Here is a 26040-nt window from a genome sequence, read left to right on the forward strand (position 1 = left end):
TGGTTTCGACAATCCACGCATCTTCGCGCTCGTTGATCCACTCATCAAGGTGGTGGGGAATTGAGAGAGGAGGTTTGGCCAACCTTAAGCGCCGGGTGGGGAAGTTCAAGGAGCGTCATCAACGCGGCATCCGCTTCGCCGTCAACCGCGGCCTGGCCCTCGTCCTCACCGGCTACGTCGAGGGCGACGTCATCCGGCACACGGAGATCTTCGCCCCGCTGCGGGCCCTGGACCTGCGGTTCGGCCACGTCGTCACGGTCCTGGAAGAGATAGGGATCTTCGAGGACGACAGCGAACCCTCCTTCGAGGGCTGGCTCGCCGAGAGGCTGGAGGGTCTCGCACCCGGCATCCGCTCGAAGGCCGAGCGCTGGACCCGCGTCCTGCGCGACGGTGGCCCCCGCAGTCTCCCGCGACGGGAGGGCACGGTCTGGCTCTCCCTCAACCGTGTCCGGCCGGTCCTGCTGGAATGGTCGAACCGCTACGACCACCTGCGGGAAGTGACTCGCGACGACGTCCTGACCTACGTCAAGACACTGCATGGCCGCCAGCGTCACGACCAACTCGTCGCCCTGCGTTCGCTGTTCACCTGGGCCAAAGGGAACGGGCTGATTTTCCGCAGCCCGACCAGCCGGATCAAGGTCGGACAGTACGAGTACGCCGTACTGCAACCGCTCGTCCCCGCCCAGGTCGACCGCTCCGTCGCGGCGGCCACCACCCCGGCGACGCGGCTCATCCTCGCCCTCGTGACGGTCCATGCCGCCCGGGTCGCCCAGATCGGCACACTCATGCTTGACGACATCGACCTCGGCAACCGACGGCTGACCATCGCCGGACGCGTTCGCCCGCTCGACGACCTCACCCTGAAACTGCTGCTGGACTGGCTGGAGCACCGGCGAAACCGGTGGCCCAACACCGCGAACCTCCACCTGCTGATCAACAACCAGACCGCCAACACCACCAGCCGGGCCAGCAACCACTGGATCAGCGCTCCCATGCGCGGCCAGGACGCGACCCTGGAGAAACTCCGCGTTGACCGCCAGCTCGAAGAAGCCATGGTCAAAGGCCCCGACCCACTCCACCTCGCCCAACTCTTCGGGCTCGACGAGAAGACCGTGATGCGCTACGCGGACTCCGCGCGGGCTCTGCTGGAACAGGCCGCCGAAACCGGTCCCGTGTCTTGACGCAGACCCACAGGTCATTCCCCAGAACCAGGGCAGTGGACCTGAAGGTCGTCGCAACCCTCACTCCGACGACGCTGTGTTGATCCGCTTCTCGAACCAGCGGTGGGCATACGGCTCGTCGTTGAAGGCGGTGACCTCCTCGAAGCCGTAGGAGTGGTACAGGCCGATCGCGGCGCTGAGAGCCTTGTTGGTGTCCAGGCGCAGTACGTGAAAGCCGTGCCGGGCGGCCCGAGCCTCCAGCTCGGCCAAAAACCGCCGGCCGAGGCCGAGGCCCCGGGTGTGGGGCGCGACCCACATGCGCTTGACCTCGGCCGGGGCGCCGGGCGGTAGCTTCAGACCCGCGCAGCCGACGGGCTCACCGTGCAGCCGGGCAACCAGGAACAGCCCGTGCGGCGGCCGAAGTTCGCCCACGTCGGGCAGCAGGCTCCGCGCAGGGTCGAAACCGGCCTCGAAGCGCTCCTGCAATTCGGTGAAGTAGGACCGCAAACAGTACTGGGCATCGGGGTGGTCCGGGTCGACACCGTCCAGCGCGACCGTCGCGGCGGTCAGCAAGCGGTCGACCTCGGCCATGGCGGCCACCAGCCGGACGCGCTGGGCGGTGTTGAGCGGTTCCAGAAGGGAGCCGGCCAACTCGTCGCTGCGGCGATCCAGCGCGGCGTGCTCCGCGCGGCCCGCGTCGGTGAGCCGAACGGTACGCACCCGTCTGTCCCGGGGCTGCGGCTCCACCGTCACCAGGCCGTCGGTCTCCAGAGAGCGCAATAGCCGGCTGACGTACCCGGAGTCGAGCCCGAGGCGCTCGCGCAGCCGCCGTACGTCCTGGCCCTGCTCGCCGATCTCCCACAGCAGCCGCGCCTCGCCGACGGGCCGGTCGCGGCCCAGGTAGTGATCGTGAAGCACGCCCACGCGTTCGGTGACGGTGCGGTTGAACCGCCGCACCTGATCAATCTCCGTCCCATCCATTCTCTGACTCTAGTCAGAGAACCGGCTGTGCGGCCAGAGGTAGTCCGCGACGGTACGCACCATCCGGCCACGGCCGCAGCCCATAGGTTCGTTCAGCACTGAAGAAGCTTCGGTTTCCCTGAACCCGCGTGGCTCAGGGAGTCCGAGTAGGAACGGACCAGGAAACCGGTGTTGCTGTGACGACCGGTCGACGGCCGCCCTTGTTGCCCTTGGCCTCGGCGGCCCGCAGCCCGTCGTAGGTCAGCTCGCGCTGGAGGTCGCGTTGGAGTTCGCCGGCGGCGGCGAGGGTCTGCACCATGAACTTCACCGTGGACAGCAGCTCTCCAGTGCGCAGGTGGCGGGCGGTGAGGTCCATCGCGGAGAACGCGCCGTCGTGGATGCGCAGGGCGAGGCGGTCGCGGTGGAAGACGTCGAGTACGTCGAGGATGTGCCCGGTTCCGCGCACGAGGCGGAACATCTCGGAGATGTGCACGGTGTCGCCCGGCCGCGCGTACGTGAGCAGCTCGCCGAACTTCGGCCGCTGGAGAGGGTGGAGACGGCTGGAGGTACCGGGGTCCTCCTCGAAGACGACCGGGTCCTCGATCCCGGCCTCGTCGAGGACGAGGTTCTGCTGGTCGGTCGACTGCTGGTCGGTCGACACCCGCTTGTAGACCAGGTTGGCCATGCCGCTCCCCGTTGTGGTGGTCGCATTCGACCCTAGCTGTCAGCAAACCCTGTCATCAGCCGCCATCGGATCTGATTGGATCCGAGCCGCCGTCAGGCCCCTGAAAGTCCGGGTTCATTGGACGCCAGTCGCGCCTGTCGTCATTCGATCGTTTGCCGACAGGGCGAGCCGGTCAGTAGACGGGTGGGGACCCAGTCAGCGGCTTGGTGGAGTGCAGTCGCCCGGCCAGGCGGGGGTGGGCGGAGACGGACTGCTGATCCTCAGCTGTCGTGGGTTCGCGGTCTGGTAGCGGTGGTCGTGAGCCGGTCGCCGAGCGTGCTTCTCCGGTACAGCACATGCCGTCCGTCACGTGTCCGGGTGACCAGTCCTGTGGAGTGCAGGACGCGCAGGTGTTGGGAGACCGCGCTTGGGGTGACCCTGAGACGGCGGGCGAGCTCTACGGTGGGCAGCGGCTCTTCCAGGAGGCTGAGCAGTCTGGCTCGGGACGAACCGAGCAGAGATACCAGGGCGGTTGTGTCGACGGTCGGCATCTCCGAGCCCCACAGCGTGGCTACTCCCCGGCTGGGATAGACGAGGCTCGGCGGCTCGTCCGGGCTTACGGGGGGCGCGGGCTTGTGTGCGAACACGGACGGTAGGAGCAGCAGCCCCCGGCCGGATGCCGCCACCCGATGCCTGCTGATCATCTTGTCGATGTACAGCTCTCCGCCTTGCCAGCGCAGGTTCGGGTGCATGTCGGCGAACAGCAGTCGGGCGCCCCCCAGGGCGAGCCGGCGGGCGCGGTAGGTCATGTCGGCTTCCAGCACCAGCCGCATGTGCGGCCACATCGGCTCGATGGCCACCTCCCAGTACTGCCGCAGGAGATCGCAGATGGTGTCGCGGAGTCTGGCGACAGGTGCGTCTTCGGCGGCGGTGGCGTCGCGGAGCGCTTCGGGAACTGGGTCGGGTGCGTGCGCGAGCAGCAGGTCGTGGCGGACCCGAGCGCAGGATGCCTGGCGGACGACGGAGAGTTCTTCTTCGAAGGCCGGCGCGAAGCTCGCGGGATTCGGGGTCAAGAAGTCGGGGAGGGTACGCCGCTGGGCGACCAGGGACGTCAGTAGACCGGTGTCGAGCGTGCCGAGTCTGCCGAGTACGGACCTGCGCCAGGGCAGATGCAGCGCCGAAAGGCCGGGATCCTGAAGCACCCGCAGGCTGAACAGGGTTTCGTGCAGGGGTGAGAGGGCGAAGCGGGTGTCTGCGAGGTCCTCAACGCCGAGTACAAAGCTGATCATTAAGCCATACGCTACATCCATTGGCGACGCAACGTCGATGCCGTGGACTTCCTCCCATGACACCCACAATTCATGTGCAGCGGACGGCGGTTGTCACCGGTGCTGCCCGCGGTATTGGCGCCGCTGTTGCCAGGCGCCTGGCGGGCGACGGCATGGCGGTCGGCGTGATCGATCTGGACGAGGCGGACTGCGCCGATACCGTGGAGGCCATCACAAGTGTCGGCGGGGCAGCGCTGGCCGTCGCCGCTGATGTCGCCGACGAGGCCGCGGTCACTGCGGCCGTCGCCCGGATCGCCGCCGAGTTCGGGCCGCCGACGGTGCTGGTCAACAACGCCGGCATCGGACCCCGCGCTGACCTTGTGGACATGACCACGCAGCAGTGGGACACGGTTTTGGGGATCAACCTCAGCGGCCCTTTCTTCGCCGCCCGGGCCGTCTGCCCGCACATGGTGACGGCAGGATGGGGACGCATCGTCAACATGTCGAGCGTCTCCGCTGTCGGTGATGCCGGCCGCGTCGACTACGCCAGCGCAAAGGCGGGTTTGATCGGATTCACCAAATCCCTCGCTCTCCAGCTCGGCCCGCATGGCGTGACCGCGAACGCCATCGCGCCGGGATTCGTCGTGAGCGACATGACCAGGGCCTCGGCCCGGCGGCTCGGCCTGAGCTTCGAGGAGTTCCGGCACAGGGCGGAGCAGTCCATCCCGGTCGGCCGGGTGGGCCTGCCGGATGACATCGCACATACCGCCTCCTTCCTCGTAAGTCCCGGGGCAGGGTTCGTCTCCGGCCAGGTCATTTACGTCGCGGGCGGGCCGGTGGACTGACGGATGAGCCGCCGGATGGTCCTGATCCTGGCTGTCACATGCGCCGTGGCAGTGGGCAACATCTACTTTCCGCAGGCCATCGGTCCACTGGTCGCCGCCGGGCTGCACGTGTCGCCCGATTCGGCCGCTGCGGTGGTGACCGCCACACAGGCCTGGTACTGCTCGCAGCGGGTTGCGCTCCGGCGCTGCCGACCCTCATTGCCGCCAGCACCCTTGTCGGCCTGACCACCGTGGGTGCGCAGATCGTCGGCCCCCTGGCGGCTGGCCTTGAGAGGTCGAGCGGCACACCGCGATCTCCGGCCGGATCTGCGAATTCCTCGCGGAACTCGGCGAGCCCACTACCTCGGACGCGCCCGAGGATGCGTGATCTCCCCTTCGGTTGGTTCATTGACGCCCGTCCCGTTGCGACGAGGTCAAGAGCCCACGGGGGTGCCGTCAGGCTTCCGCCCGAAGGCCGACGCGAGGACGGCGGGCAGGTCGGCAGCTGGGACTGCGGCGCGCACCTCCGCCAGGACACGGGGGAACTCGTCGTCATCGATGGCACCCAGGTACTCCTGGCGCAGCCGGTGGATGACCTCGACAAGCTCGGGCCGCAATCGCATCCAGGCACGGGACGTGCGGATCTCCTCCTCGACCCGATCCATGAACCAGCGTATGACTACGTACGGGATGTCCAGGTGCCCGCCCCGAGGGTCGAAGCACAGCGTCGGTTCCCGCACCGGGTCCTCATCGGGGACGATGGCGGTCACAAGAGCTCGCTGGTCGGCGACAAGGTGCAGTTCCAGATACCAGGCGTCGTCTGGGACGGAGTACATCACGGTGATCGCGTAGTCGCCGTCGGGATGCGGGAAGGGCATGGCCGCATGCTGCCACAGCCGTCAGGCGGCAGTTCGCCAATATCGGATCTGCAACTTGTCCAGATAAAAGTTGATGTGGTCGAACTGCAGCGGCGAGAGGCGGGCCAGCAGGTCGTCGGTGACGGGGAAGCCGTCGGCGGCCAGCTGCTTGGTCGCCCGGTCGAGGTAGAGGCTTTCTGGATTCGGCCCTCGGCAGCGGCACTGTCTGCCGGCCATGTCAGGCTGCGTCCGACAGACCTGCTGAAACACCACCTGGGGAGGGGCACGTGGCCGCCGACTTCTACCACGCCGAGAACGAGAACGGCGTACGTGTCGACGACCCGTCTGAAGCCGCCATACGTACGCTGCTCAGCGATCTAGACAATGCGAAGAACACGTTCGTCATCCTTCAAGCAGGCGAGGACGAGTCGTCCTGGTACGTCTCGGTCGCATTGGAGGACGACGGCGGCTACGAGATCGTCCTGCGTGATCCGTCCTGTCGGGAACACGCCGTGACCACGGAGAACAGCGCCGAAAAGATCGCGCGAGACCTCGTCCTGTGGATCGCCCGACGTGACTTCCGGGGACGGGTAGGGCGTCGCGCCGCCCCGCGACCGGACATCGTCGGACTCGCGCAACTCGCCGGCCTGGACCCGGCGGCTGGTGAGCCGATGCTTCCGTGGGACCTGGTCCAGGACATCGCCGGAATCCAGTTCCCCGCCGATTACCGAGCATTCGTCGATCTCTTTGGCCCCGGGGAGCTTCACGGAGAACTTGGCATCGTGACCCCGCAGCCGTTGCCCGGCCAACCCATTGGCGCCGGTGCCCTCTCCCGCAAGGTCAACGAGCTGATCAACGACACCGGGGCCGCGTTCAAGCAGATGCGGGAGGACTCGCCCGACCTCTGCCCGTACCCCGTCCACCCCGAGCCAGGCGGCCTCCTGTACTGGGCGAGCAACTACAACGGAGACCACTGCTTCTGGCTCACCGAGGGAGACGAGCCGGACCGCTGGCCCGTCGTGGTGTGGCTGCGAGGCGAATTCCCCGACGGCTGGCACCGCTACGACATGGGCATGGCCCGGTTTCTCCTCCTGGCGCTGTCAGGCGAGGACGCCGCCCTGGACGACCTCGGCCTCGCGGCCTCGACCGCGCCGGTCTGGGTTCCTTCACAGTAGCCACGACTACCGAGCGCGACATCCATCACCTCTTGCCAGAGAACACGCGACGCCTGAACATGCGAGCCCACCAGTCCCGGAGGCCGTGCTGGAGACGGCGTTCTGGGAGGCCGGCACCGCCCGGCTGCTGCCCCGCGTGCTCAAGGGCTGCATAGGCGGGCCGGTGTTCGTCACCCACCGCGGCCCCGGCCAGGATGCTCTCCGCCCGGGACGTCGTCGCGCGGGGGCCGCAGGCCGCCTGGCATCTCGGGCAGCAGGAAGCTGTACCGTCCGAGCATGTTGACGTGGTGGCGGGCGACGTCCTTGTCGCGGACGTCGAAGCCCTCCGTGCGGAGCTGGGTGAGGGCGGCATCCCATGCAGCGGGTGTTGAACAGCACCGAGGAGTTGAGGACCAGGCCCACTGTCGACGTTGCTCACCGGGTGTTCGGCGACTTCAGCCGCCTGGACGAACTGTTGAGGATTCGCCTCGTCGCCGAGGCCGCCGGCGCGAGTGCCTGTACCCGACCCTCGACCGGCAGAACAGACTCACGGCTTGATCAGTAGCCTTACTCGAGTGTGCGGTTGGCATCCTTCGTGGTTGGTAGCCTCCCGGGATGACCGCGACATTCGACGAAGCCGTCCGCGCTCGGTTGCAGGCACCCAACATCTGGTACGTCGGCACCGTGTTCGCCGACGGGGCGCCGCAGGTCAGCCCGATGTGGGTGGATCTGGAGGGAGAGGGGGAGCTGACGTTCAACACCTCGGTGGGGCGGGTGAAGGAGGAGAACCTGCGGCGGGACCCGCGCGTCTATCTCTCGCACGCGGATGCCATCGATCCCTTCGACCGCGTGCAGATCAGTGGCGTGGTGGTCCGCTTCGTCGAGGGCGAGGAGGCGCACGACCGGATGGACCGGCTGGCCCGCAAGTACCTGGGCGTGGAGCGCTTCGAGTGGACCATGCCGGGTGAGCAGCGGGTCGCGGTGATCGTGCGCCCGGTCAAGGTGCGGCACATTGTCGGGGTGGAGCGGTTCCGGCCCGGTGGCCCCGTCCCCGCTCCTGAGTAGTGCGCCTGCAGCGCGGCTGCTGACTGTCTGGAGGCCGAGGGCGCCGATCACCATCGAGTGGCCGACGCCCTTGGCGCCGGCCACTCAGACTCTCTCGATGGGTGGTCGGCGGGTGCGTGCGGCGGCAGAGCCGCCGTACCACCCTAGAATGACTTTCTATAACAGCCCTAGGCCTCAGCCACCCACTCAGCCGGCGCCGCGCGCGCCCCTCACGTGCGCGTGAAAACGGCGGCTCGGAAGGCTGACCAGAGTGGTTGGTGACGGTAAGGCTGTTATAGAAAGTCATTCCTGGAGGGTCGGGAAGACGGATGGCCCGGCCCCGCCGGGTCTGCCCCCCGATGACAGAGAGCGCGGATCACCTCCCGGCACCCCGTACCACCGGCCGGCCTGTGACACCCTGGACCCCATGCGCACCCCAGCCGGCGAGCCCACCCCCGAGGGAGGGCTCCCAGTCCTCCACCCCGATCCCGAGCAGGTGCTCACCGACTGGCTGACGACCACCCCGCTCGGCGACAGCGCCCAGCTGAACTACCCGCGCGAGGTCATGCGCTGGATCGCGTACATCGGGGACCGGGTCTGGACCGCCGGCGGCCGCGACGTCAAGGACTGGACCGCGGGCGCGGACAACGCCCGCACCCGCGCCTTCCTCGTCAGCGCCGTGCGCGGCTTCTACCAGCACGCCCAGAGGTTCGACCCCGGCATCGTCAACCCCGCGCCCAAGACCCTGCGCCCCTCCGTCGCCGACCTCCCCGGCCGCCCCGCCCTCACCCGCGCCGAGTCCACCCTCTACGTCTCCGCCCTGGACCGCTACAACGGCCTGATGCCCCACCGCGCCCGCGCGCTCGGCTACCTCGTCCTCGGCCGCGGCCTGCGCGCCCACCAGGCCGTCGCCCTCGACGTCGAGGGCATCGTGCGCGAGCAGCACCGCACCACCGCCCTCGTCACCCTCAAGGGCGGCGGCACCGGGTTCCAGGAGCTCCCCCCGCCCGTCGCCCTCGCCGTCGAGGACTACCTCCCCCACCGCCGCACCGCCGCCCCCCACAGCAGCCCCGAGGCCGGCCCGCTGCTCACCAGCGGCCGCGGCCGCCGACTCGACCCCGCGCCCAGCGTGCGCGACCTCCTGCGCGCCGTCGCCTCCACCCACCCCCAGCTCACCCACCTCGCCGACACCCTCACCGCCGACGGCCTCGCCGCCAGCCCCAACCCCTTCCTCGGGTAGATCCCGCCGCCCGCACCGGGCAGCGGTGGGCGGGACCCGGTGCGGGCGGCGTCGAGCGAGTTGGTGTCCGGCTGCCGAGGGCGCCCGCAATGACCCGAATGTCGGCCGGAGCGTCCTTTCCCGGTCTACGGTGGGGTTCGTGATTCCTGAGTACGTGTCGGCTCTCCGGAAGGCCGTCGGCCCCGATCACCTCCTGTTGTTGCCGGGGGTGATCGCGGTGGTCCGCGACGGGAACGGACAGGTGCTGCTGCAGCGCCGGGCTGCCGGCGGTCCGTGGACCCCGCTGAGCGGAATCGTGGAGCCGGGCGAGGAGCCCTCCGCCGCGGTGGTGCGCGAGGTGGCGGAGGAAACCGGCGTGACGGTGCTGGTGGAGCGACTGGCCCAGGTGGGAACCTCCCCGCAGGTGCGGCACGGCAACGGCGACCTGGCGCAGTACCTGGAGCTGGTGTTCGCGTGCCGGCCGACGGTCCCGGGTCAGCCGGCCCGGGTCTGCGACGACGAGTCGGTGGAGGTCGGCTGGTTCGCGCTGGACGCCCTGCCGCCGATGAGCGGGCGGATGCGGGAGATCATCGCGGTGGTCGAGAGGAACGAGCCGCAGGCGTGGTTCACGCCGGCGCCGTGAGGCTGCACCGACGCGCCGGTGTCCGGCCGGCGTTCGGCCGGGCGCCCGGAGCTCGGCTCGCGCCACTGGACCTCGGGCATGAGGTCCAGTGGCGCCGCCGCAGCACTGCCCGGCCAGAACGCTCTCGGCCCCGCCGAACAGCAACTCCTGACGGAATGGCTCCGGCGACTGTCCGCGTAGCCGCCCGGTCACCCGGGCAGGGAGGCCGCAGCGGCAACGCCCGTCGTCCCCCGGTTCGCCCGGACCTGTGCCGAGGGCGGCGGACCGGGAACCGGCGCCACGCGGTACGGGCCGAACCGGCCGTCGCCGCGGACGAGCCGGTGGGCGTGGCGCTCGGCAGCCGCCGGCCGCTGAAGGTGACGATCGCACTCGCGCTGACGAACGCCGGGAAGCCCCCGGAAGGGCATCACCTGGTACGGCACTAGGATCTCCGAGCCGGTATCAAGGGGGGGGCAGCGTGGCCATCGCCATAGTCGACGCCGTCAGGCTCGCGAAGGAGAACCGCCGGAGGTACGAGCGTCTGCTGGAGTGCAAGGAGGAGCTCGATCAGCGGGCCGCGGCCGAGAACGCCGCCCAGCAGACGGCACGGCAGGCGCTCCACGACGAGGCCCTGGTCCCGTTCTGCGAGGCCTTCCGGCGCCTCAAGCACGTCGAGCCGGTCGAGCCGGCCTCGACAGAGATGCCGACCGTCGGCGAGGTGGCAGGCATCGAGCCTCGACGGCTGCGCGAACGGGCCGTGGCGGCCGCGGCCGGCACGCTGGCGGGCAGCGCGCTCGTCGGGTCCGGTGCAGGGCTGGGCGCCTATCTCGCGGTGGGAGCTTTCGCCTCCGCCTCGACCGGCACGGCGATCTCGGGATTGTCCGGGGCGGCGGCCAGCAGTGCCACGCTCGCGTGGTTCGGCGGCGGGTCGCTGGCCGCGGGCGGTGGCGGGATGGCGGCCGGGACGACGGTGCTGTCCCTGATCGTCGCGGCTCCGGCCGTCCTCTCGCTGGCCGCCATCGGGGAGTGGCAGAGCCGCAGACTCAGGCGCGGCGAACAGGAGAAGGCACAGGCCCTGGAACGGGCCGAGACGGATATGAGCGAGGTGGAGGACGCCGCGTCCGCGGTCTACGAGCGCAGCAGGGACACCCGGCGCGTCCTGCGGGACCTCCGGTTCATGATCGTGGAACGGCTGCCGTCGTTCACCGCGCTGGTCGAAGCGTGTGACGACTTCGCCCGCTACGATTCCCGCCGGCGCACGGAGGTGGCGACGATGGTGGATCTCGCCGACCTCGCCGTCTTGGTCATGAGCTGCCCGATCACTGATGCGGACGGACGGATGACCGAGGAATCGGGGCGGGTCGTCGCCGACGCCCGGGCCCGGCTGCAGGCGATGGAGACCAGGTCGTGAGGTCCGTACCGGGCAACTCCGTACCGGGCTCGTCCGGGCGCTCTGCGCCCCATGGCGCCGACCACGCCGTCTGGGCCGTTGCCGACACCGACACGGCCGCCGGACGGCGGACGGCGGCGACCGTCGAGACGCTGCGGACGCAGGAGGGGTCCAGCCAAGGTGAGCCCAAAAGCTGCCACGGGATGATCTTGAAGTGAATCGGCCCGCCCGGGGCCGGACGGGCAGGCGTGCCGCGTGGCCGGAGCGTCGGCCCGGGGCCCGGCACCGTCCCGTGGGAGCCTCGCGCCATGGTCTACCACTACGAGCACGCCGTCGAGCCGCTGACGGTCGGAGGGCTCCGCCTGCTGCTGGCTGGCCTGGACGACTCCACCCCGATCGAGGTCGTCATCCCGACCGGCCCGAGCACCGAGTGCGGCATCGGCGACGAGGAGCCCCTGGTCCTCACCGGCGGCTCCGGCGACTGGACGGTCGACGTCGCCACCGGCCGCCCGATCCTGACCCTGGACGCAGACTACCCACCCGGCTCCTACAAGCGGCTCGACAACGGCCGCCACGTCCCCGACCACCGGTAGGCCGCCCTGCCGGGGTCCAGTCAAGGTGAGCTCAGAAGGGACAGTGGGATGATCTTGGGCCCGACCCCCTTCCCCGGACTGGACGACGCGGACCGGGAGCTGGTGGAGTCGAAGCGGCGCTCGCACAACCGGCTGGGCTTCGCCGCTCAGCTGACGACGGTGCGCTACCTCGGGGTGTTCCTGGACGACCCGACCGACGTGCCGGTGGAGGTCGCGGACTACCTGGCCGAGCAGTTGGACATCGAGGACGCCTCGGTGCTGGAGGCGTACGGCGAGCGGGAGAACACCCGGCTCGACCACGTGCGTGAGCTGCGGCGGCTGTTGGAGTACCGGGAGTTCGCCGAGGTCGAGCCGGAGCTGCGGGCGTGGGTGGACGCGCGGGCCTGGACGACCGGGGAGGGGCCGAAGGCGCTGTTCGACGCCGCGGTGGGGTGGCTGCGCGAGCGGAGGGTGCTGCTGCCGGGGGTGACGACGCTGGCCCGGCTGGTGGCGTCGGTGCGGGAGACGGCGAACCAGCGGCTGTGGGAGACGCTGCACGGCCTGCTGACGCCCGGCCAGCGGGCGGTGCTGGACGAGTTGCTGGCGGTGCCGGCCGGGGCGCGGGTCTCGGAGCTGGACCGGCTGCGGCGCGGGCCGGTGCGGGTGTCGGGCCCACAGATGAAGGCCGCGCTGGAGCGCGCCCAGGAGATCGCCGCGCTGGGCATGGGCAAGGTCGACGTGTCCGGGGTGCCGCCGCGCCGGCTGGCGGAGCTGTCCCGGTACGGCGTGGACGGGAAGGCGTCGCTGTTGCGTCGGCACGGCGACGCCCGGCGACGTCGGCCACCTCGCGCAGCCCTCCGGCCGGACCGGAGAGCGATCCGGCGGGCGGCGAAGTCGGTCACCTCCGCGAGCGCGCCGGTGCCGTACGAGGACGGGTAGAGCGCGAGGGCCCGCCGGAGAAGCCAGGCGTTCAGGGGGTGCTTCGAGGTCATGCCGAGCCTCCTGCGGAACGGGTCCGGGGTGCCGCCAGGCGGCGGTCCGCCTCGCGCAGGGCGGAGCGCAGGCGGTCGGCCTCGGTCCTGAGCGACTGTTCTCCGTCCGGGGTGAGGGTGAACACGCGTCGGGGGCGTCCGTCCACCGTCTCCTCGCGCTCGACGCGGATCAGCCCCTCAGCCAGCAGGCGGTCAAGGGTGCCGTAGAGGCTGCCTGCGCCCAGTCGCACCCGACCGTCGGAGATCGCGGCGACCTCGTCCCCGAGCGCGTAGCCGTGGCGCGGCCGGTCGGCGAGTGCGGTGAGGAGGAGGAAGGTCGGCTCCTGCATGGAGCGTTTGTTCTTCACCCGGCACACCGTAGTACGGTCACCGTAGTATCTGGCAAGAGGCACCCCCGTTCTTCTCGGCCGACTGCGGGCCGCCCGCCCGGCGGCCCTCCGCTTCGCCGGGCCCCGCCCGCACCCCGGGCGGCAGCGGCGCGAGGTCCTGGGACACCCTTCCGTCCCGGCTGTGATTCACGTCACTGCCGGCGGCTCGGTGCAGCACCCGGCCCCGTTCCGCCGTCATGGGGGCAGTGATCGGGACGGGACGAGGAGAGGAGGTCGGCGGGTGAGGTTTCGCAGGAGCGGTCCGGGCAACGGATTCACGGAGTTCGTCGCACAGCGGTCGGGAGCGTTGTTCCGCACCGCGTATGCGCTGACCGGTGACGTGCACGTGGCCGAGGATCTGGTGCAGGAGGCGCTGGAGCGGGCGTGCCGACAGTGGCGGAAGGTCGCGGTGGCGGACTCGCCGGAGGCGTACGTGCGCAAAGTGCTGGTCAACCTGGCCAACGACCGCTGGCGGCGGCTGTCGCGCCGGGGCGAGCGCCTCGGGCTGTCGGGGGTGCCCGAGACGGCCGACCCCCGGGACCGGTTCGGGCAGGTGGATCTGCGCGCGGAACTGATCGAGGCACTGCTCGGGCTGCCGATGGGCATGCGCAGCGTGGTGGTCCTGTACTACCTGCACGATCTGGACGCCCGGCAGGTCGCCGACGTCCTGGACATCTCTTCGAGTGCGGTGAGGTCCCAGCTCGCCCGCGGCCTGGCCAAGCTGCGCGATTCCGTATCGGGCGCCCAGGCGCCGCACACGCCGTCGGCCGCTTTCGGAGGTACGAAGTGAGGAACACGTCGTCCGGACCGGCCCCGTTCGAGCCGGGCCTCGAAGCCGAGCTGCGTGCCGCGGTGGCCTCCTTCGCCGACGGGCCGACGGCGCCGGTCGTCGACGCGGCCGCGATCGAGCGAGCCGTCAGCCGCAGCCGCACCCGCCGGGCGCTCCTCGGCACCGCTGCGGCGTGCTGCGTGCTGGCGTGCGCCACGGTGGGGTTCTTCGCGCTGAAGCCCGTGCCGCCCGCGCCCGGCGCCTCCCCGTCCCTGTCCCCACCGGCGAACGGGGCGTGCACCCCGCTCGCCACCGGCACCCCCAAGAGCGGAAGCGCCGATGCGACTCCGACACAGGAGCAGGAGCAGACCGCGGGAGCGGGCATCGCGCTGCCGGACCTGGCCGGCATGCCGGTCGAACAGGCCGGAAGCCTGCTGCGCGGACTCGGACTGAGCTGCACGATCATGCGGCACACGGACTGGAACGCTCCCGCCGGGCAGGTGATCAGCAGTCAGCCCCGGGGCGGCGCAGAACCGGTGGCACCGGGCTCGTCCGTCCTCCTGCTGGTCTCGACGGGCAAACCCGGCGGAACCTGAGCGACCGGGCCCTTCGGCCCGCGCACCGGCCGAGTGACCCAGGGGCCGGTGCCGGGCAGTCCGTCGACCGCGGCGCACCGGCTGGACGCCCGCCCCTCCGGGCCGCTGCTGGACTGAGCTATCCCCGCGCGTGCGGGGCCGACGGAGATCGGCGGCGGGCCGATGCGCAGGATCGCGAGCTATCCCCGCGCGTGCGGGGCCGACCCCGGTCCCGGGTGGTGTCAGTGGTTGATCTCGGAGCTATCCCCGCGCGTGCGGGGCCGACATCATGCACCCCACCGTATCGGGCCCAGGTTCGGAGCTATCCCCGCGCGTGCGGGGCCGACACTTCCTGACCTGCCGTGATCCGTCACAGGGTACGCCAATTCATTCAGTTCGAATCCGGCCCCGCCTGCGACAGAGGGCCGACGCTTCCCTTCCCGTTCCCGGGCCACCGGCCCCACAGGTCGTTGCCGTCAGTGAGTACGCGCCGCACAAAGATCGCGCCCACGGGACGGTTCTGGTCGGCGCCGAGAGCCACTGCCCCGGCCTCCGATAGGGTGACGGGAACGAGAGAAGACGCACCATGGATCCCCGCATACCCCGCCTGCGCCGCAAGCTGGCCGCGATCCCGTTCCAACCAATGCGCAGCCACTCCTTCGGGGAAGAGCAGCACAAGTTCCGCCTCGGTCCGAAGCTGGCGGAAGCACGCGTCGCTGCGTTCGAGGCCGAACACGACATCATCGTGCCTGATGCCCACCGGCAGTTCCTCACCCACATCGGTGGCTCCGGGGCGGCACCGTTCTACGGTCTCATGCCGCTGGAGCGGTGCTCCCTGCTGGTCATGGATCCGCGCGGAGAACCGGGAGCACCGCGGGGCTTCGGAAGCCCGGAACCCGGGGCGCACGCACGCGACCTCTTCCTCCACATCATCGAGATGGGCTGCACCGACGTATGCGTCGTCGCGGTGACCGGTCCTCTCGTGGGCCGCGTCCTCATCGGCAACAGCGACGGCTACTGGGGTCCCAGCGTCTCCTCCGCCACCGACTTCCTCGACTGGTACGAACGCTGGCTCGACCACATGAGCGCCGGACTCGACAACCGGGCCCTGGAGCTCACCTCGCCTCGGCTTCGTGCCCATCCGAACCGCCATCGCATGGCGCCGAAGATCTGACTTCCCGTAAGGCCGACACGGAAGTCCGAGTCAGGCCAGGACTCGTGGCAGGGCCGACCCGGGCCGTGGTCAGGACGACGGGTCGTTCCGGGCTTCGCTGTCAGCCGTACCAGGGCTCCGCATGGTGCGCAGGAAGCAGTGGTGGCCGCTGTCCCAAGAGGTCGCAACCGCGTTCATCCGCGGCAGTTGGCGCCATCAACCTCGCCGTCTCATGCCAAGCCCGTACATGCGGCCGGGTAGTGCTCGGCGGACGGACGGACGAGCGGACGTGAACGGCATGCGGCGAGGACGTCCTTCGTGCGGTCGGAGCCGGTCGGCGCGTAGGCGGCGGCGCGCGCTGCGGGGCGGAGAAGGGCGGGGGAGCGCAGCGAACTACAGACGGACCGGACCGGCTCGGCCCCGCCCGAGCCGAATCCGACGCCCGCCTCCTGGCGGCCCACCCCTCCCTCCGTGAAAGGCTTGCCGGTATGCACGAAGCACCGGATGACCGCACCGTACGGAGCTTTCTGTCAGCGATCCGTGTCGGCGACCTGTGCGGTGGGGTCGTATCGGAGACCACCCGTTCCGGCGTCGCGGTGACGTTGGACGGGTTCCCGGCGAGACCGCTGGGGTTCGTCGGCTCATTGGACCTGCCCTGGGGGCGGCCTCGGACCGAGGGCGTGGAGGTCGGTCGGCGGATCACCGCTGAGGTCATCGCCGTCGACCGGCCCGAGGGTCGGGTACGGCTGTCGATGGCAGCCACCGGGCACCCGGAGCTGTGGGCCTTTCTGAAGCTGCTCGCCCCCGGCGAGATCATGGCCGGCACGGTCGCGTCGATCGAGTCGTTCGGCGTGTTCGTGGCGCTGGACGACGGGCCCGCCCATCCGGTCTTCCCGGGGGTCGGGTTCATCACGTTCCCCGAACTGTCCTGGTGTCGCTTCGAAACGGCCTCGGACATCGTCCGGGTCGGTGAGCGCGTCTCGTGCGAATTCCTCCAGTTCGACACCACGAACGGGGAGGCCAGGCTGTCCTTGCGGGCTACGCCGCCGGACCCCTTCCAGGACTTCGCCGACGGCGTCGTGGCGGGCCGAACACTGCGCGGAAGGGTCACCGGGCTGATTCCGTTCGGCGCTTTCGTCCAGGTGGCCGACGGGGTCGAGGGGCTGATCCACCTCAAGGACCTCGCACGGACACCCGTGCGGACACCGCAGGAGGTCGTAGGGGTCGGCGACGAAGTCCTGGTCGTCGTCACCGACATCGACCGAGGACGCCGAAAGCTGATGCTGTCGCGGCGGGAGCTCCCTCCCGCCGATCGTGATCGTCCCGGGCGCGGCGCACTCGGTGCAGAGCCGGACGGCGAACCCGGCCGGGCGGGCCTCGTTCCCCCACGGGCCCGGAGCACAGCCGAGGACGTCCTCGCTGCCGTGCCCGCGTCGGGGGTGGGGACAGGAAAGCGTGCGCTCGTTCGTACCGCCTCGGATAGCGTGGCGCACCGCCTTGCCGGGAAGGGCCGCAGCGGAACGGGGGGAGGCACCGGTGGAGATGGACGAGGCGGCGCGGGCCGCGTGGTGGGAGAGCCTGCCTGCGGGGATCCGTGACGAGATCGACGAGTACGTCCTCCAGGACTTCCTGTTCCGCGCGCTGCGGACCGTCCTCGATGTCGGCCGTGTCCCCGCCAGCATCGGCATTGCCCAGGACATCGTCAACGACCGCTACACCCACCACGGCGACGGGATCGCCCGGAGCCCGGACAGCCCCCTCGACCTGGAGTCCCTGGCGCTTCGTACCGCCGGCTGCCCCGGCCGCGTCGTGGCGATCGAGGCGGTCCGGGACGGCGACACCGTCCACGACTGGTTCACGGTCCTGCTGGCGATCACCGAGGACCCCGCGCAGGAGCATCCGTTGGCCACCATCCACTCCACCACGGCGAGGCGCTACCCGGACGGCGGGGAGGAGGCTGACGGTGGACAGCTCGCATGCGCCGCGGCCGCCGAACGCGCGGGCCGGGCCTTGGCCGGTGACATGTCGGTGCCCTTCCACTTCGCCGGCCCTGACACCCCGGACGACGAGGCTCCCCGTCGGCGGGACTGAGCCGTACGGCACGTCGACCAGCTTGTGGTCGGACCCGACATGTCACCGGCCGACGACCGGGAGGCCCGGCACCCATGACGGTGCCCGGCCTCCCGGTCTCTTCTGCCGATCGACGTGCCGCCCGCGCAGTGCCCCTGGTGTGCACTTCACCCCCGGGCACCGGGGAGCCGGGTCCTCGGACTGTCATCTGCAGTAGGAGTCGGCTCTGAAATGCCCTGCGAGCATCCTGTCGCTGCTCCCCCGATGCCGCCGGTCCAGTGGATGCACAAGTTCTTCGCGTAGAGGCAGACCGGCCCCGCGTACGAGGAGAAGCAGTCGGTGCCTCAGACTCCGCTGTGGGCGCTGGTGGTTGCGGTGGCCGTCCCGGGCGCCAGGGTCACGGGGCAAGCCCCGCGGTGGGCGCGCCGGCCGGCGTGCCGATTCTTCCGAGCGCGCCGGTCATCGGGTGTCCTCCTTTCTCGTCAGGTGAGGAGGCTGTCGGACTGGGCGCCCCTCCCGAGCGGCAGGGCTATCCGCAGTGGGTGTGCCAGCGGCTGACTTCCTGGTCGTGGATCGCACCGCCCCAGTCGATGCAGGCGCCGCGGCCGTCCACGGAGACGGGGCCGGCGTACGAGGTGTAGTAGCCGGAGTCGATGTCCTGGATGCCGTCGTCCCGCCCGATCCAGGCATTCATCGAGAGGGCGGCGCCCGGGTGGCTGCGCACGACGACCAGGCAGTTGCGGCCCGACTCCGCGCTCCAGGTCAGGTAGGCCGTTCCGAGGTTCCCGACCGGCGCGGAGTCGATGGGTTTGTATCCGTTCCCGCAGAGTCCGGACGCGTCAGCGTGGGCGGCGGGAGTGGCGAGGGCGAGCAGTCCCATCGTCATGGCTCCCGCGATGACGGCGGGAACGGACCTTCTGAGGCCCCGGAGCCGTCCGGGACCGTCGCGAGGGCCGGCCCCGCCGCAATGGAGTGCTTCGACGATCATGATCGTTCCTCCTTCTCCTCGCTACCCGCAGTGCGACCTGTACTGGTACGCCCCGGTAGGTGCGTCGTCCACGTAGCCGCCCCAGTTGATGCAGGTGGCCCGCCCGTTCGCGTACACCGGACCCGCGTAGTGGTGGTAGAGGTTCTTGTCCTCCTCCTCGAAGCCGTCTGCGGTCCGCTGGATCCAGGCCGTCATGTAGTAGAGCTCGACGGGTCCGTCGTTCGCTCCGTACTTCTGTGTGACGACGCAGTTGTAGCCGTTGGATTTGTTCCAGGTCAGAAAGGTGCGCCCGTATCCGCTGATGTCGAGCGAGTCGACCTCGCTGTATCCGGCGCCGCACGATCCGTTGTAGGTCCCATTCACCGGAGTTGCTGCGGCCGCTTGCGGAAAAGCGAAGAGGCCCACGAGCGCCGACGACAGGGCGATTCCTGCGCGAAGGCGGAACGACTGGATTTTCCTCACTTGGACTCCCTGTGCGACTGACCGAGTGGGTGGGGTGGATGATCCGGGTCGGAATTCCCGGGAATGCGGGGGATCGGAGAGCGTCGCGACGGCGGGATCAATCGCAGTGCCCGTTGTTCTGCCCGTACTTTCCGTAGAGGTACGAGCCGCCCCAGTCCACGCAGCTTCCCTCGGCGTAGACGTAGACCGGGCCGGCGTAAGCGGTGTAGTTGCCGCTGTCGGATTGACGGGAGGCGTCGTCGTCGGTCCGCTGAATCCAGGCGCCCATGGATCGGGCGGACCCGGGGTATTCGGCCACCGTCACGACGCAGTTGTACCCGCTGTCCGAATAGGTCAGGAAGATGTTGGCGCCCGACTCCAGTCGCAGGCTGTCGATGACCCGGTATCCGCTGCCGCAGGCGCCGTTGTATCCGGCGGCCGCCTGATCCGTTCCGGAACGCGAGGGGACCTCGGCCGCGGTTGCCGTTGCAGGCGATGCCATCAGCAGCACTCCGCTTGCGATCAGCGATGCTGCGGCTGCCTTGAAGTTGCCCTTCATTTCTCTCCCTCAGGTTTGATCTCCGTGTGGCGGTTCATTTCATCGGCGAGAATTCGCCCGGACTGATTTCGGAGTGCGCTGGGCCGGGCAGTGGAAATGGCAGGGGCACGGGTGGGGCGTGACCGTCAGTCACGCCCCACCCGGGTGGTCGCGCCGAACCCGCTTCGGACCGTCCCGGCAGAACGGTCGGAGCCATGCGAATGCCCGCGCTGCGGGTTTCAGGCTCCGCCGATGTGTCAGCTGCAGGCCCTGCCGAAGACGGGGATCCGCGCTACCACGGCAGCTCCCCGGATCCCCGAACGGGCATAGGGGCCTCAGTGCCAGCCGGTGCAGATGGGCTGGTCCCAGTTATCGATGCAGGCTCGCGCTTGGACCGAACCGTTGACCATGTTGCCGAAGCTGGTGGAGCCGGTCGCGATCCAGCCGTGGATGTTTCCGTTCGTGTTCTGCACCCAGAAGTTCTGCCCGATCGAGGTGCCGGAGATCCGGGCCCAGTTCGCCCTGCACGAAGAGCTGTAGCGGAGTTCGATCGTGCCCAACGTCGAGGCCACCGATTCCACCGTGTAGGCGTCCGTGCTGCAGCCCATGTCCACCGGGTCCTGTCCGTTGCAGGAGGACCCGTAGCAGCCGGCGGTGACTCGGGGCGTGGCGGCGGATGCGGTCGGAGCGGCGAGCCCGCCCAGCGCCGTCCCGGCCACCGCGAGACCGACCAGGACCCTGACCAGACGATTCGTACGCTTCACTCGGATTTCCTTCCCTGTAAAAAGGGGATCGGCAGAAGTTGCGTGTGTCGGCGTGTGTCGGCGTGTGTCGGCGTGCGCCCGGCGAGGCACGGGATGGCAGGACCGCGGGTGGGGTGCTGACCGTGGGCCACACCCACCCGGGCGTCAGCTGCCGACCCCGCCGAGGACGGGGAGCTGCGCTACCACCGCAGCTCCCCGGATGCCCGAACGGGCGAAGGAGCCTCAGTGCCATCCGGTACAGGTTTCGCCGTCGGAGAAGCAAGCACGTGCTTCGACCGCCCCATCGACCATGTCGCTGTAGCCGGTGGCGCCGAACGTCATCCAGTACGCGGCTTCACCATGTGAATTCTGCACCCAGAAGTGCCGCGCGTCCGAGGCGCCGTAGACCCGGGCCCAGTTCGCCTTGCACGAGGGGCTGTAGCGGAGTTCGATCGTGCCCAACGTCGAGGCCACTGATTCCACCGTGTAGGCGTCCGGGCTGCAGCCCATGTCCATCGGGTCCTTGTGGGTGCAGGAGGACCCGTAGCAGCCGGCCGTGACCTGAGGCGTGGCGGCGGATGCGGTCGGAGCGGCGAGAACGGCGGTGCCGCCGATGAGTGCCGCGCTCGACGCGAACGCGACCATCGCGGTACGGATCTTGACGAGAGACATCGCTGTCTCCTTTCGGTGTGGGGAGCGGAGGGGACTGTGCGGCATTCCGAGAGCCGCAGGGTCTCGGAATGCCGTTGCGCTTCACCGGTGCGGCGGAACACGGCCCGTACGGGCGGTGGTGTCCCCGGGGCGTGGTCGTGCCGGCGTCAGGGCCGGCCGTTGCTGTGCTTCGGCCCCGGCACGGTTCGAGTTTTCACAGCCGGCCGGTTGTTGCGCAGCCCTGCTTGCCGGACGAAACAAAATGCCGCTCCGCAGGTCGGAAGGACCGCTGGAACGAGACAGGCTGATGAGAAGCCGTTGTGGTGGGTTTCCCCGGCCCGTAGGTTGACGCCGGTCCGGTGGTGTCGCCGAGTGGGGGAGGACACAGGATGGGGCGCCAGGAGAGCCCGCTGGATCCGGCCGCAGGGCCGGTCCAACGCTTCGCGTTCGAGCTGCGCCGGTTGCGCGGGGAAGCCGGAGACCTCACCTACCGGGCGATGGCCGGCCGTACCCGCTATTCGGTCGCGACGCTGTCGCGGGCGGCCGGCGGTCAGCAACTTCCATCGCTGCCGGTGGCGTTGGCCTACGTGGAGGCCTGTGGCGGGGATCCCGCGGAGTGGGAGCGGCGCTGGCACGCCGCCGCGCGGGACGCGGCAGCCGAGGACGGTGACGACGCCGATGCTCCGTACCGGGGCCTGGCCCGCTTCGAACCCGGTGACCGGGAGCGGTTCTTCGGCCGCGACCGGCTCGTCGCCGACCTGCTGGCCCTGGTGGACTCCCGTCGCCTGATCGCCGTCGTGGGTGCCTCGGGCAGCGGCAAGTCCTCCCTGCTGCGCGCCGGACTGATTCCGGCGCTCCGGGACCGGGGCGCGACGGGCACGGGTCCGGCCGCCATCCGGATCCTCACTCCGGGCCCGCGGCCCGCCTCCGACCATGCCGCGCTGATGTCGCCCGCGAACGGCGCGGGCGACACGGTGCTGGTGGTGGACCAGTTCGAGGAGGCGTTCACGCTGTGCACCGAACCGGCGGAACGCGCGGCCTTCCTCGACCTGCTGCTGGCAGCGTGCGAGCCGGACAGCCGATTACGGGTGGTCCTGGCGGTACGGGCGGACTTCTTCGGCCGTTGCGCGGACCACCACGGCCTGGCCGTCGCCCTGCGGGAGGCCACGCTGCTGGTCGGGCCGATGGGCCCGGCCGAGCTGCGAGAGGCCATCGTCAAGCCGGCCGCCGGCGCGGGCCTGATCGTCGAACGCGCCCTCACCTCAAGGATCATCGAGGAGGTCGACGGCGAACCGGGCGGACTCCCGCTGCTGTCGCACGCCCTGCTGGAGACCTGGCGCCGCCGCAAGGGCAGGACACTGACGGAAGCCGCCTACGAAGCCGCCGGCGGGGTACGCGGCGCCATCGCCCGCACCGCGGAGCGCGCCTACGGCGGCCTGACACCGGAACAGGCCACCACTGCCCGGCGCATCCTGCTGCGACTGGTCACCCCGGGCGACGGCGCTCAGGACACCAGCCGTCCCGCCGACCGCACCGAACTCGAATCCCTCGGCACCGGCGGCACCGGCACCGCGGGGGTGCTCGAAGGCCTGGCCCGCGCCCGGCTGATCACCCTGGACGGCAACACCGTCCACCTCGCCCACGAGGCACTGATCAGCTGCTGGCCGCGACTGAACGCATGGGTCGACGACGCCCGCGACAGGCTGCGCCAGCACCGGCGCCTCACCGAGGCCGCCAAGGCCTGGGAGGACCTGGGCCGCGACCCCGGAGCGCTCTACCGGGGCACCCTCCTGGCAGCGGCCGAAGCGGCCTTCGCGACCGGCGGGCACCGCGACGACCTCACCCCGCTGGAGTTCGAGTTCGTCAGGGCCGCTCTCGCCGCCCGAAGCCGAGAACAGCGAAGCACGGCACGTTCAGCCCGACGGCTGCGCACCCTCCTCGGCACGCTGTCCGCCCTGGTCGTCCTTGTCCTGCTGACCGGGGTGATCGCGTGGCAGCAGAATCGGACCGGCGAACGGCGTCGCACGGAGGCCGCCGCCCGCCGGGCCGCCGCGGTGGCGGACGGCATGCGCACCTCCGACCCCCTCACGGCAATGCGGCTGAGCCTCGCCGCGTGGAAGGCTGCCGATCTTCCCGAGTCACGGTCCGCACTGCTCGGCGCCGCCGTCCAACCGGATCAGGACGTCTTCACCGACCCGCCCTCCGGCAAACCCGTCCCGCAGACCCACTTCCTCAGCGGCGACGGCCGCACCTTCGTCGGTGTCGGCCGTGACGAGGTGGTGAAGTGGGACGTCGACACGCACCACCGGGTGGCTTCGCTGCCCGGATTGGGGGCCGAAGCGGACGACGTGGACGACATGAGCGCCGACGCCCGGACCCTCGCCGTGTTCGAGCACGACCATGTGAACGTGTGGAACCTGCCCGAGGAGAGTACGGGCGCGGCCCCGGTGTCACGCCATTCCTCCGGTCCCGGCCTGGACCCGACCGCGGCCCGGCTCAGCCCAAGCGGACGGACCCTGCTCCTCTACGCTGTCGCGGGCGAGGACGACGTGGTCCAGGTCCGGGATGTCCGCGACAGCCGGTTGCTGCTCGAACGACGCACCAGGGGCGGTGAGCGCAGGCCGGTCGGCCCCGACGAGCTGCGCGGCGTACCTGAAGCCAGGCAGCGGCGGATGTGGGTGGAGGACCGCATGCAGCACTACCCGTACCCCGATGCGACTCTCAGCCCCGACGACCGCCTGATGGCGCTGTGCGTTCCGGGCGAGCCCGTCCAGGTGTGGAATGTGCCCGAACAGCGCCAGGTCCCCACCCCCTGGGCCCCCGGTGTCACCGCGCAGCAGTGCCTCAGCCAGGCGGTCGGGTTCGCGCAGGACGGCCGCCGGCTGGCAGTCGTCGACGGCGGAGGAGTCCGGATCTGGGACATCGCCTCGGGAACGGAGCTCCCGCGGATCGAGCACGCCGACATCAGGGAGGCGGCGTTCAGCGCGGACGGAACGCTCATGGTGGCGTCGGACGGCAAGGAGGTGCTGTTGTGGCGCCTTGACACCCCATCGGTCCCGTTCCTGCGGCATCCGCTCGCCAACACCGACGCCAGCCAGTTCCGGCTGGATCCGGCCGCACGCAGGATCCGCTACCTGGAGGGCCCGACCGGAGCGGTGGTCCGCACCATCGACCTCACGAGTGTCCTCGCTCCGGCCTGGACGAGCCGACCGATCGCGGCTGCCGTGTTCAGCCCCGACGGCAGCACACTCGCCACGCTGGCATCGCCCGAGGGCGGGGACATGTACCGCTTCCAACTGCGCGATCTCCGCGGGCCGGGAAACGTCGTCGACCTCCCCGCCACGTCCTGCACCTCGCAGCGCCGGAGCTCCATGCCCTGCACCGTCCTCACGGCCTTTCGTCCCGACGGGGGAGCCTTCGCCTTCAGCGTCTTCGACCGCTTGCAGTGGGACGCACCCCCCAGGGTGTCCATCTGGGACATCCCCACCGCCGGCGTCACCGCGACCCTGGACCTCGTGGCCGGTGAGAGGCTCACCGTGTCCGCTGTCAACGCGATCGCCTTCACACCGGACGGACGATCGCTCCTGGTGTCACGGATGGAGCAGGACGGGGCCGTGGAAGTCTGGGACCTGTCCCAGAGGGCCAGAACACGGGTGATCTCCGACATCGGCGGGGAACAACTCGCCGTCCGGCCGGACGGACAACTCCTCGTCACCTCGCACAACCAACTCACCGACCTGCCATCGGGCCAGGTGAACCCCCGTACGCTCACCCAGAACACCACCCACGCAGTCGCCTTCAGCCCGGACGGCGGGTACCTGGCCACCGGCGACGAAGCCGGCCGCGTCACACTCTGGGACGGCAATGCCGAGCGGAACCTGGGCGTACTGCCCGGCACCTTCAGGCCCAACGCCGCAGGGGTGTTCGACCCCATCTCCGCACTCGCCTTCTCCCACGACGGCCGCACCCTGGCCGCCGCGGGCACCGACGGCACACTGCGGATGTGGGACCTCGCATCCCACCAACCACTCGGCCCCGCCCTCCCCGCACCAGGAGGCGCCACCCTCTCCCTGGCCTTCAGCCCCGACGACCGCACCCTGCGCATGGCGACCGAGCACGTACCAGGACACGAGGTCGTGGTGGCCCCGGACCGGGAAGCCGCCGACATCTGTGAACGCGCCGGAGGCGGACTGCCGCAAGCCGACTGGGACACGTACCTCCCCGAAGTGCCCTACCGGAAGGTCTGCTGACTCCGACGGTGCGATTCCCTGCGGGCCGTCGCCGCCGATCAGGCGCTCATTGTCCAGCCGTACGACCAGCCGCCGACGGCGCTCCGGTTCACGGTGAGCAGCAGGACGAGGTCCGGGGCCTCGGAGTGGCCGTGAAGACCCGCTGGCGACTCGCCGTCGATCCCATCGAGCTGAACGCGCTCCACGAGATCGCGGCCGGCTGCGACGACACGCCAATCACGATCGTCGTCGCCCGATGACCCAGCCGCCGGCGCCCACAGCGGCTTCGCCCAGGAGCCGGGTGAAGCCGGTGCGGTGGAGGTGTGCGACATTCCACGGGTTCCCCTGAACCTCGCTCGCTCTGCCGTGACGGAACGCCCGTCGGAGCGCTGAGGGCGGGGACGCCTGCCTCATGGCTGTTCAGCTGGCCCGGACGACGGTCGGGCAGATCCGGCCTGCCAAGCGGGGCGGAGACCAGTGTGAGCCGAACCGGCTGGCCGCCAGCGCTCAACGAGCATCCCCGCGCGTGCGGGGCCTACCTCCGTGGTCACTGCAACTCGCCGATCGCCGGGGAGCCATCCCCGCGCGTGCGGGGCCTACGGACGCGTTCAAGGTCAGTGCAGTGTCCGGCAGGAGCCATCCCCGCGCGTGCGGGGCCTACTCCCTTGGTAGGGCATGTTGGTTTGCGCTACGGGAGCCATCCCCGCGCGTGCGGGGCCTACGGCAGGCGATCCCTCGGGACGGCGCGCGCACCGGAGCCATCCCCGCGCGTGCGGGGCCTACACCGGC

General features: G+C 70.3%; 26 protein-coding genes, 2 pseudogenes and 2 CRISPR repeat arrays (1 of these 30 cut by a window edge). Of the genes and pseudogenes, 15 read left to right on the forward strand and 13 right to left on the reverse strand.

The genetic code is table 11. From position 1 onward, the window contains the following. Positions 1-74 precede the first annotated feature (74 nt). Entirely contained in the window at positions 75-1181 is a 1107-nt protein-coding gene (locus tag ACFVUY_RS36625; RefSeq protein WP_387736477.1) for a hypothetical protein, read from the forward strand. A gap of 60 nt (positions 1182-1241) precedes the next feature. Here the strand turns inward: ACFVUY_RS36625 and ACFVUY_RS36630 are convergent, their stop codons facing one another. From ACFVUY_RS36630 to ACFVUY_RS36640, 3 genes are all read right to left on the reverse strand, one after another. After that, positions 1242-2141 (reverse strand): GNAT family N-acetyltransferase, encoded by a 900-nt coding sequence (locus ACFVUY_RS36630; protein WP_387736478.1) that lies wholly within the window; start codon positions 2139-2141, stop codon positions 1242-1244. Positions 2142-2274: 133 nt separating this feature from the next. Then, the gene (locus ACFVUY_RS36635; RefSeq protein ID WP_387736479.1) at positions 2275-2805 is read right to left on the reverse strand and encodes a recombinase family protein; all 531 of its coding nucleotides are present in this window, start codon (positions 2803-2805) and stop codon (positions 2275-2277) included. A 260-nt stretch (positions 2806-3065) separates the two neighbouring features. Then, positions 3066-4073: an ArsR family transcriptional regulator gene (locus ACFVUY_RS36640; protein WP_387736480.1), complete on the reverse strand. Its 1008-nt coding sequence runs from the start codon at positions 4071-4073 to the stop codon at positions 3066-3068. A 56-nt stretch (positions 4074-4129) separates the two neighbouring features. Between ACFVUY_RS36640 and ACFVUY_RS36645 the strand changes: the two genes are divergently transcribed. Continuing rightward, the gene (locus tag ACFVUY_RS36645) at positions 4130-4897 is read left to right on the forward strand and encodes an SDR family NAD(P)-dependent oxidoreductase (RefSeq protein WP_387736481.1); all 768 of its coding nucleotides are present in this window, start codon (positions 4130-4132) and stop codon (positions 4895-4897) included. Between the two features lie 413 nt (positions 4898-5310). On the opposite strand, the gene ACFVUY_RS36650 is transcribed toward ACFVUY_RS36645, so the two are convergent. After that, entirely contained in the window at positions 5311-5754 is a 444-nt protein-coding gene (locus tag ACFVUY_RS36650) for a hypothetical protein (RefSeq protein ID WP_387736482.1), read from the reverse strand. Between the two features lie 21 nt (positions 5755-5775). Then, the gene (locus ACFVUY_RS36655) at positions 5776-6006 is read right to left on the reverse strand and encodes a Tn3 family transposase (protein WP_387736483.1); all 231 of its coding nucleotides are present in this window, start codon (positions 6004-6006) and stop codon (positions 5776-5778) included. 14 nt (positions 6007-6020) lie between these two features. On the opposite strand from ACFVUY_RS36655, the gene ACFVUY_RS36660 reads away from it, so the two are divergent. Continuing rightward, positions 6021-6908, forward strand: a complete 888-nt coding sequence (locus ACFVUY_RS36660; RefSeq protein ID WP_387736484.1) for a hypothetical protein — start codon at positions 6021-6023, stop codon at positions 6906-6908. A 170-nt stretch (positions 6909-7078) separates the two neighbouring features. On the opposite strand, the pseudogene ACFVUY_RS36665 reads toward ACFVUY_RS36660, so the two are convergent. Next, positions 7079-7316 (reverse strand): annotated as a pseudogene (locus ACFVUY_RS36665) (Tn3 family transposase); the annotation flags it as partial. A gap of 186 nt (positions 7317-7502) precedes the next feature. On the opposite strand from ACFVUY_RS36665, the gene ACFVUY_RS36670 reads away from it, so the two are divergent. The 6 genes and pseudogenes from ACFVUY_RS36670 to ACFVUY_RS36695 all read left to right on the forward strand — a co-directional run. After that, entirely contained in the window at positions 7503-7952 is a 450-nt protein-coding gene (locus ACFVUY_RS36670) for a TIGR03618 family F420-dependent PPOX class oxidoreductase (protein ID WP_387736485.1), read from the forward strand. 406 nt (positions 7953-8358) lie between these two features. Then, positions 8359-9171, forward strand: a complete 813-nt coding sequence (locus ACFVUY_RS36675; RefSeq protein WP_387736486.1) for a hypothetical protein — start codon at positions 8359-8361, stop codon at positions 9169-9171. Positions 9172-9310: 139 nt separating this feature from the next. Beyond that, complete coding sequence (locus ACFVUY_RS36680; protein WP_387736487.1) at positions 9311-9793, forward strand: NUDIX domain-containing protein; 483 nt, start codon at positions 9311-9313, stop codon at positions 9791-9793. Between the two features lie 457 nt (positions 9794-10250). Beyond that, positions 10251-11183 carry a hypothetical protein gene (locus ACFVUY_RS36685; RefSeq protein WP_387736488.1) on the forward strand — a complete coding sequence of 311 codons (933 nt, stop codon included), beginning with the start codon at positions 10251-10253 and terminating at the stop codon, positions 11181-11183. Between the two features lie 287 nt (positions 11184-11470). Next, positions 11471-11755 (forward strand): DUF6225 family protein, encoded by a 285-nt coding sequence (locus ACFVUY_RS36690; protein ID WP_387736489.1) that lies wholly within the window; start codon positions 11471-11473, stop codon positions 11753-11755. Between the two features lie 78 nt (positions 11756-11833). Beyond that, positions 11834-12568, forward strand: a pseudogene (locus ACFVUY_RS36695) (DUF4158 domain-containing protein); the annotation flags it as partial. 154 nt (positions 12569-12722) lie between these two features. Here the strand turns inward: ACFVUY_RS36695 and ACFVUY_RS36700 are convergent. Continuing rightward, a complete protein-coding gene (locus ACFVUY_RS36700) occupies positions 12723-13055 on the reverse strand; it encodes a PadR family transcriptional regulator (RefSeq protein WP_073810844.1) in 333 nt (110 codons plus the stop codon). 280 nt (positions 13056-13335) lie between these two features. Between ACFVUY_RS36700 and ACFVUY_RS36705 the strand changes: the two genes are divergently transcribed. From ACFVUY_RS36705 to ACFVUY_RS36725, 5 genes are all read left to right on the forward strand, one after another. Further along, complete coding sequence (locus ACFVUY_RS36705) at positions 13336-13884, forward strand: SigE family RNA polymerase sigma factor (RefSeq protein ID WP_387684655.1); 549 nt, start codon at positions 13336-13338, stop codon at positions 13882-13884. Then, the gene (locus tag ACFVUY_RS36710; protein WP_358949415.1) at positions 13881-14459 is read left to right on the forward strand and encodes a PASTA domain-containing protein; all 579 of its coding nucleotides are present in this window, start codon (positions 13881-13883) and stop codon (positions 14457-14459) included. Before ACFVUY_RS36705 ends, ACFVUY_RS36710 begins: the two co-directional genes overlap by 4 nt. 115 nt (positions 14460-14574) lie before the next feature. Beyond that, positions 14575-14785: direct repeats of the CRISPR family, unit length 28 nt; unit sequence GAGCTATCCCCGCGCGTGCGGGGCCGAC. Positions 14786-15024: 239 nt separating this feature from the next. Beyond that, a complete protein-coding gene (locus ACFVUY_RS36715) occupies positions 15025-15612 on the forward strand; it encodes an SMI1/KNR4 family protein (RefSeq protein ID WP_387736490.1) in 588 nt (195 codons plus the stop codon). Between the two features lie 467 nt (positions 15613-16079). After that, positions 16080-17189 carry a S1 RNA-binding domain-containing protein gene (locus ACFVUY_RS36720; RefSeq protein ID WP_387736491.1) on the forward strand — a complete coding sequence of 370 codons (1110 nt, stop codon included), beginning with the start codon at positions 16080-16082 and terminating at the stop codon, positions 17187-17189. Beyond that, the gene (locus ACFVUY_RS36725; protein WP_387736522.1) at positions 17134-17682 is read left to right on the forward strand and encodes a hypothetical protein; all 549 of its coding nucleotides are present in this window, start codon (positions 17134-17136) and stop codon (positions 17680-17682) included. The genes ACFVUY_RS36720 and ACFVUY_RS36725 overlap by 56 nt, the downstream gene beginning before the upstream one ends. A 508-nt stretch (positions 17683-18190) precedes the next feature. On the opposite strand, the gene ACFVUY_RS36730 is transcribed toward ACFVUY_RS36725, so the two are convergent. The 5 genes from ACFVUY_RS36730 to ACFVUY_RS36750 all read right to left on the reverse strand — a co-directional run bounded on the left by ACFVUY_RS36730 (position 18191) and on the right by ACFVUY_RS36750 (position 21043). Continuing rightward, complete coding sequence (locus ACFVUY_RS36730) at positions 18191-18547, reverse strand: spore-associated protein A (RefSeq protein WP_387736492.1); 357 nt, start codon at positions 18545-18547, stop codon at positions 18191-18193. Between the two features lie 123 nt (positions 18548-18670). Continuing rightward, the gene (locus ACFVUY_RS36735) at positions 18671-19012 is read right to left on the reverse strand and encodes a spore-associated protein A (protein WP_359902461.1); all 342 of its coding nucleotides are present in this window, start codon (positions 19010-19012) and stop codon (positions 18671-18673) included. A 196-nt stretch (positions 19013-19208) separates the two neighbouring features. Next, on the reverse strand, positions 19209-19649 hold the full coding sequence (locus ACFVUY_RS36740; RefSeq protein ID WP_387736493.1) for a spore-associated protein A: 441 nt from the start codon (positions 19647-19649) through the stop codon (positions 19209-19211). Between the two features lie 314 nt (positions 19650-19963). Further along, complete coding sequence (locus tag ACFVUY_RS36745) at positions 19964-20392, reverse strand: DUF2690 domain-containing protein (protein WP_387736494.1); 429 nt, start codon at positions 20390-20392, stop codon at positions 19964-19966. Positions 20393-20614: 222 nt separating this feature from the next. Then, positions 20615-21043: a DUF2690 domain-containing protein gene (locus ACFVUY_RS36750; protein WP_387736495.1), complete on the reverse strand. Its 429-nt coding sequence runs from the start codon at positions 21041-21043 to the stop codon at positions 20615-20617. A 368-nt stretch (positions 21044-21411) separates the two neighbouring features. Between ACFVUY_RS36750 and ACFVUY_RS36755 the strand changes: the two genes are divergently transcribed. After that, the gene (locus ACFVUY_RS36755) at positions 21412-25272 is read left to right on the forward strand and encodes a helix-turn-helix domain-containing protein (RefSeq protein ID WP_387736496.1); all 3861 of its coding nucleotides are present in this window, start codon (positions 21412-21414) and stop codon (positions 25270-25272) included. A 38-nt stretch (positions 25273-25310) separates the two neighbouring features. Here the strand turns inward: ACFVUY_RS36755 and ACFVUY_RS36760 are convergent, their stop codons facing one another. Then, positions 25311-25583 (reverse strand): hypothetical protein, encoded by a 273-nt coding sequence (locus tag ACFVUY_RS36760; protein ID WP_387736497.1) that lies wholly within the window; start codon positions 25581-25583, stop codon positions 25311-25313. A gap of 178 nt (positions 25584-25761) precedes the next feature. Then, positions 25762-26040: direct repeats of the CRISPR family, unit length 29 nt; unit sequence GGAGCCATCCCCGCGCGTGCGGGGCCTAC (it continues 360 nt past the right edge of the window).

This window comes from Kitasatospora sp. NPDC058063, from assembly GCF_042885395.1.
GTDB classification, from domain to species: domain Bacteria; phylum Actinomycetota; class Actinomycetes; order Streptomycetales; family Streptomycetaceae; genus Kitasatospora; species Kitasatospora lactacystinica.

What these genes read in the sequence shown, in the direction of transcription:
- ACFVUY_RS36630 (WP_387736478.1), bottom strand. Translation starts at nt 2,141, where the DNA reads ATGGATGGGACGGAGATTGATCAGGTGCGGCGGTTCAACCGCACCGTC.
- ACFVUY_RS36635 (WP_387736479.1), bottom strand. Translation starts at nt 2,805, where the DNA reads ATGGCCAACCTGGTCTACAAGCGGGTGTCGACCGACCAGCAGTCGACC.
- ACFVUY_RS36640 (WP_387736480.1), bottom strand. Translation starts at nt 4,073, where the DNA reads ATGATCAGCTTTGTACTCGGCGTTGAGGACCTCGCAGACACCCGCTTC.
- ACFVUY_RS36645 (WP_387736481.1), top strand. Translation starts at nt 4,130, where the DNA reads ATGACACCCACAATTCATGTGCAGCGGACGGCGGTTGTCACCGGTGCT.
- ACFVUY_RS36650 (WP_387736482.1), bottom strand. Translation starts at nt 5,754, where the DNA reads ATGCCCTTCCCGCATCCCGACGGCGACTACGCGATCACCGTGATGTAC.
- ACFVUY_RS36670 (WP_387736485.1), top strand. Translation starts at nt 7,503, where the DNA reads ATGACCGCGACATTCGACGAAGCCGTCCGCGCTCGGTTGCAGGCACCC.
- ACFVUY_RS36675 (WP_387736486.1), top strand. Translation starts at nt 8,359, where the DNA reads ATGCGCACCCCAGCCGGCGAGCCCACCCCCGAGGGAGGGCTCCCAGTC.
- ACFVUY_RS36690 (WP_387736489.1), top strand. Translation starts at nt 11,471, where the DNA reads ATGGTCTACCACTACGAGCACGCCGTCGAGCCGCTGACGGTCGGAGGG.
- ACFVUY_RS36700 (WP_073810844.1), bottom strand. Translation starts at nt 13,055, where the DNA reads ATGCAGGAGCCGACCTTCCTCCTCCTCACCGCACTCGCCGACCGGCCG.
- ACFVUY_RS36715 (WP_387736490.1), top strand. Translation starts at nt 15,025, where the DNA reads ATGGATCCCCGCATACCCCGCCTGCGCCGCAAGCTGGCCGCGATCCCG.
- ACFVUY_RS36720 (WP_387736491.1), top strand. Translation starts at nt 16,080, where the DNA reads ATGCACGAAGCACCGGATGACCGCACCGTACGGAGCTTTCTGTCAGCG.
- ACFVUY_RS36725 (WP_387736522.1), top strand. Translation starts at nt 17,134, where the DNA reads ATGGACGAGGCGGCGCGGGCCGCGTGGTGGGAGAGCCTGCCTGCGGGG.
- ACFVUY_RS36730 (WP_387736492.1), bottom strand. Translation starts at nt 18,547, where the DNA reads ATGACGATGGGACTGCTCGCCCTCGCCACTCCCGCCGCCCACGCTGAC.
- ACFVUY_RS36740 (WP_387736493.1), bottom strand. Translation starts at nt 19,649, where the DNA reads ATGAAGGGCAACTTCAAGGCAGCCGCAGCATCGCTGATCGCAAGCGGA.
- ACFVUY_RS36750 (WP_387736495.1), bottom strand. Translation starts at nt 21,043, where the DNA reads ATGTCTCTCGTCAAGATCCGTACCGCGATGGTCGCGTTCGCGTCGAGC.
- ACFVUY_RS36755 (WP_387736496.1), top strand. Translation starts at nt 21,412, where the DNA reads ATGGGGCGCCAGGAGAGCCCGCTGGATCCGGCCGCAGGGCCGGTCCAA.
- ACFVUY_RS36760 (WP_387736497.1), bottom strand. Translation starts at nt 25,583, where the DNA reads ATGTCGCACACCTCCACCGCACCGGCTTCACCCGGCTCCTGGGCGAAG.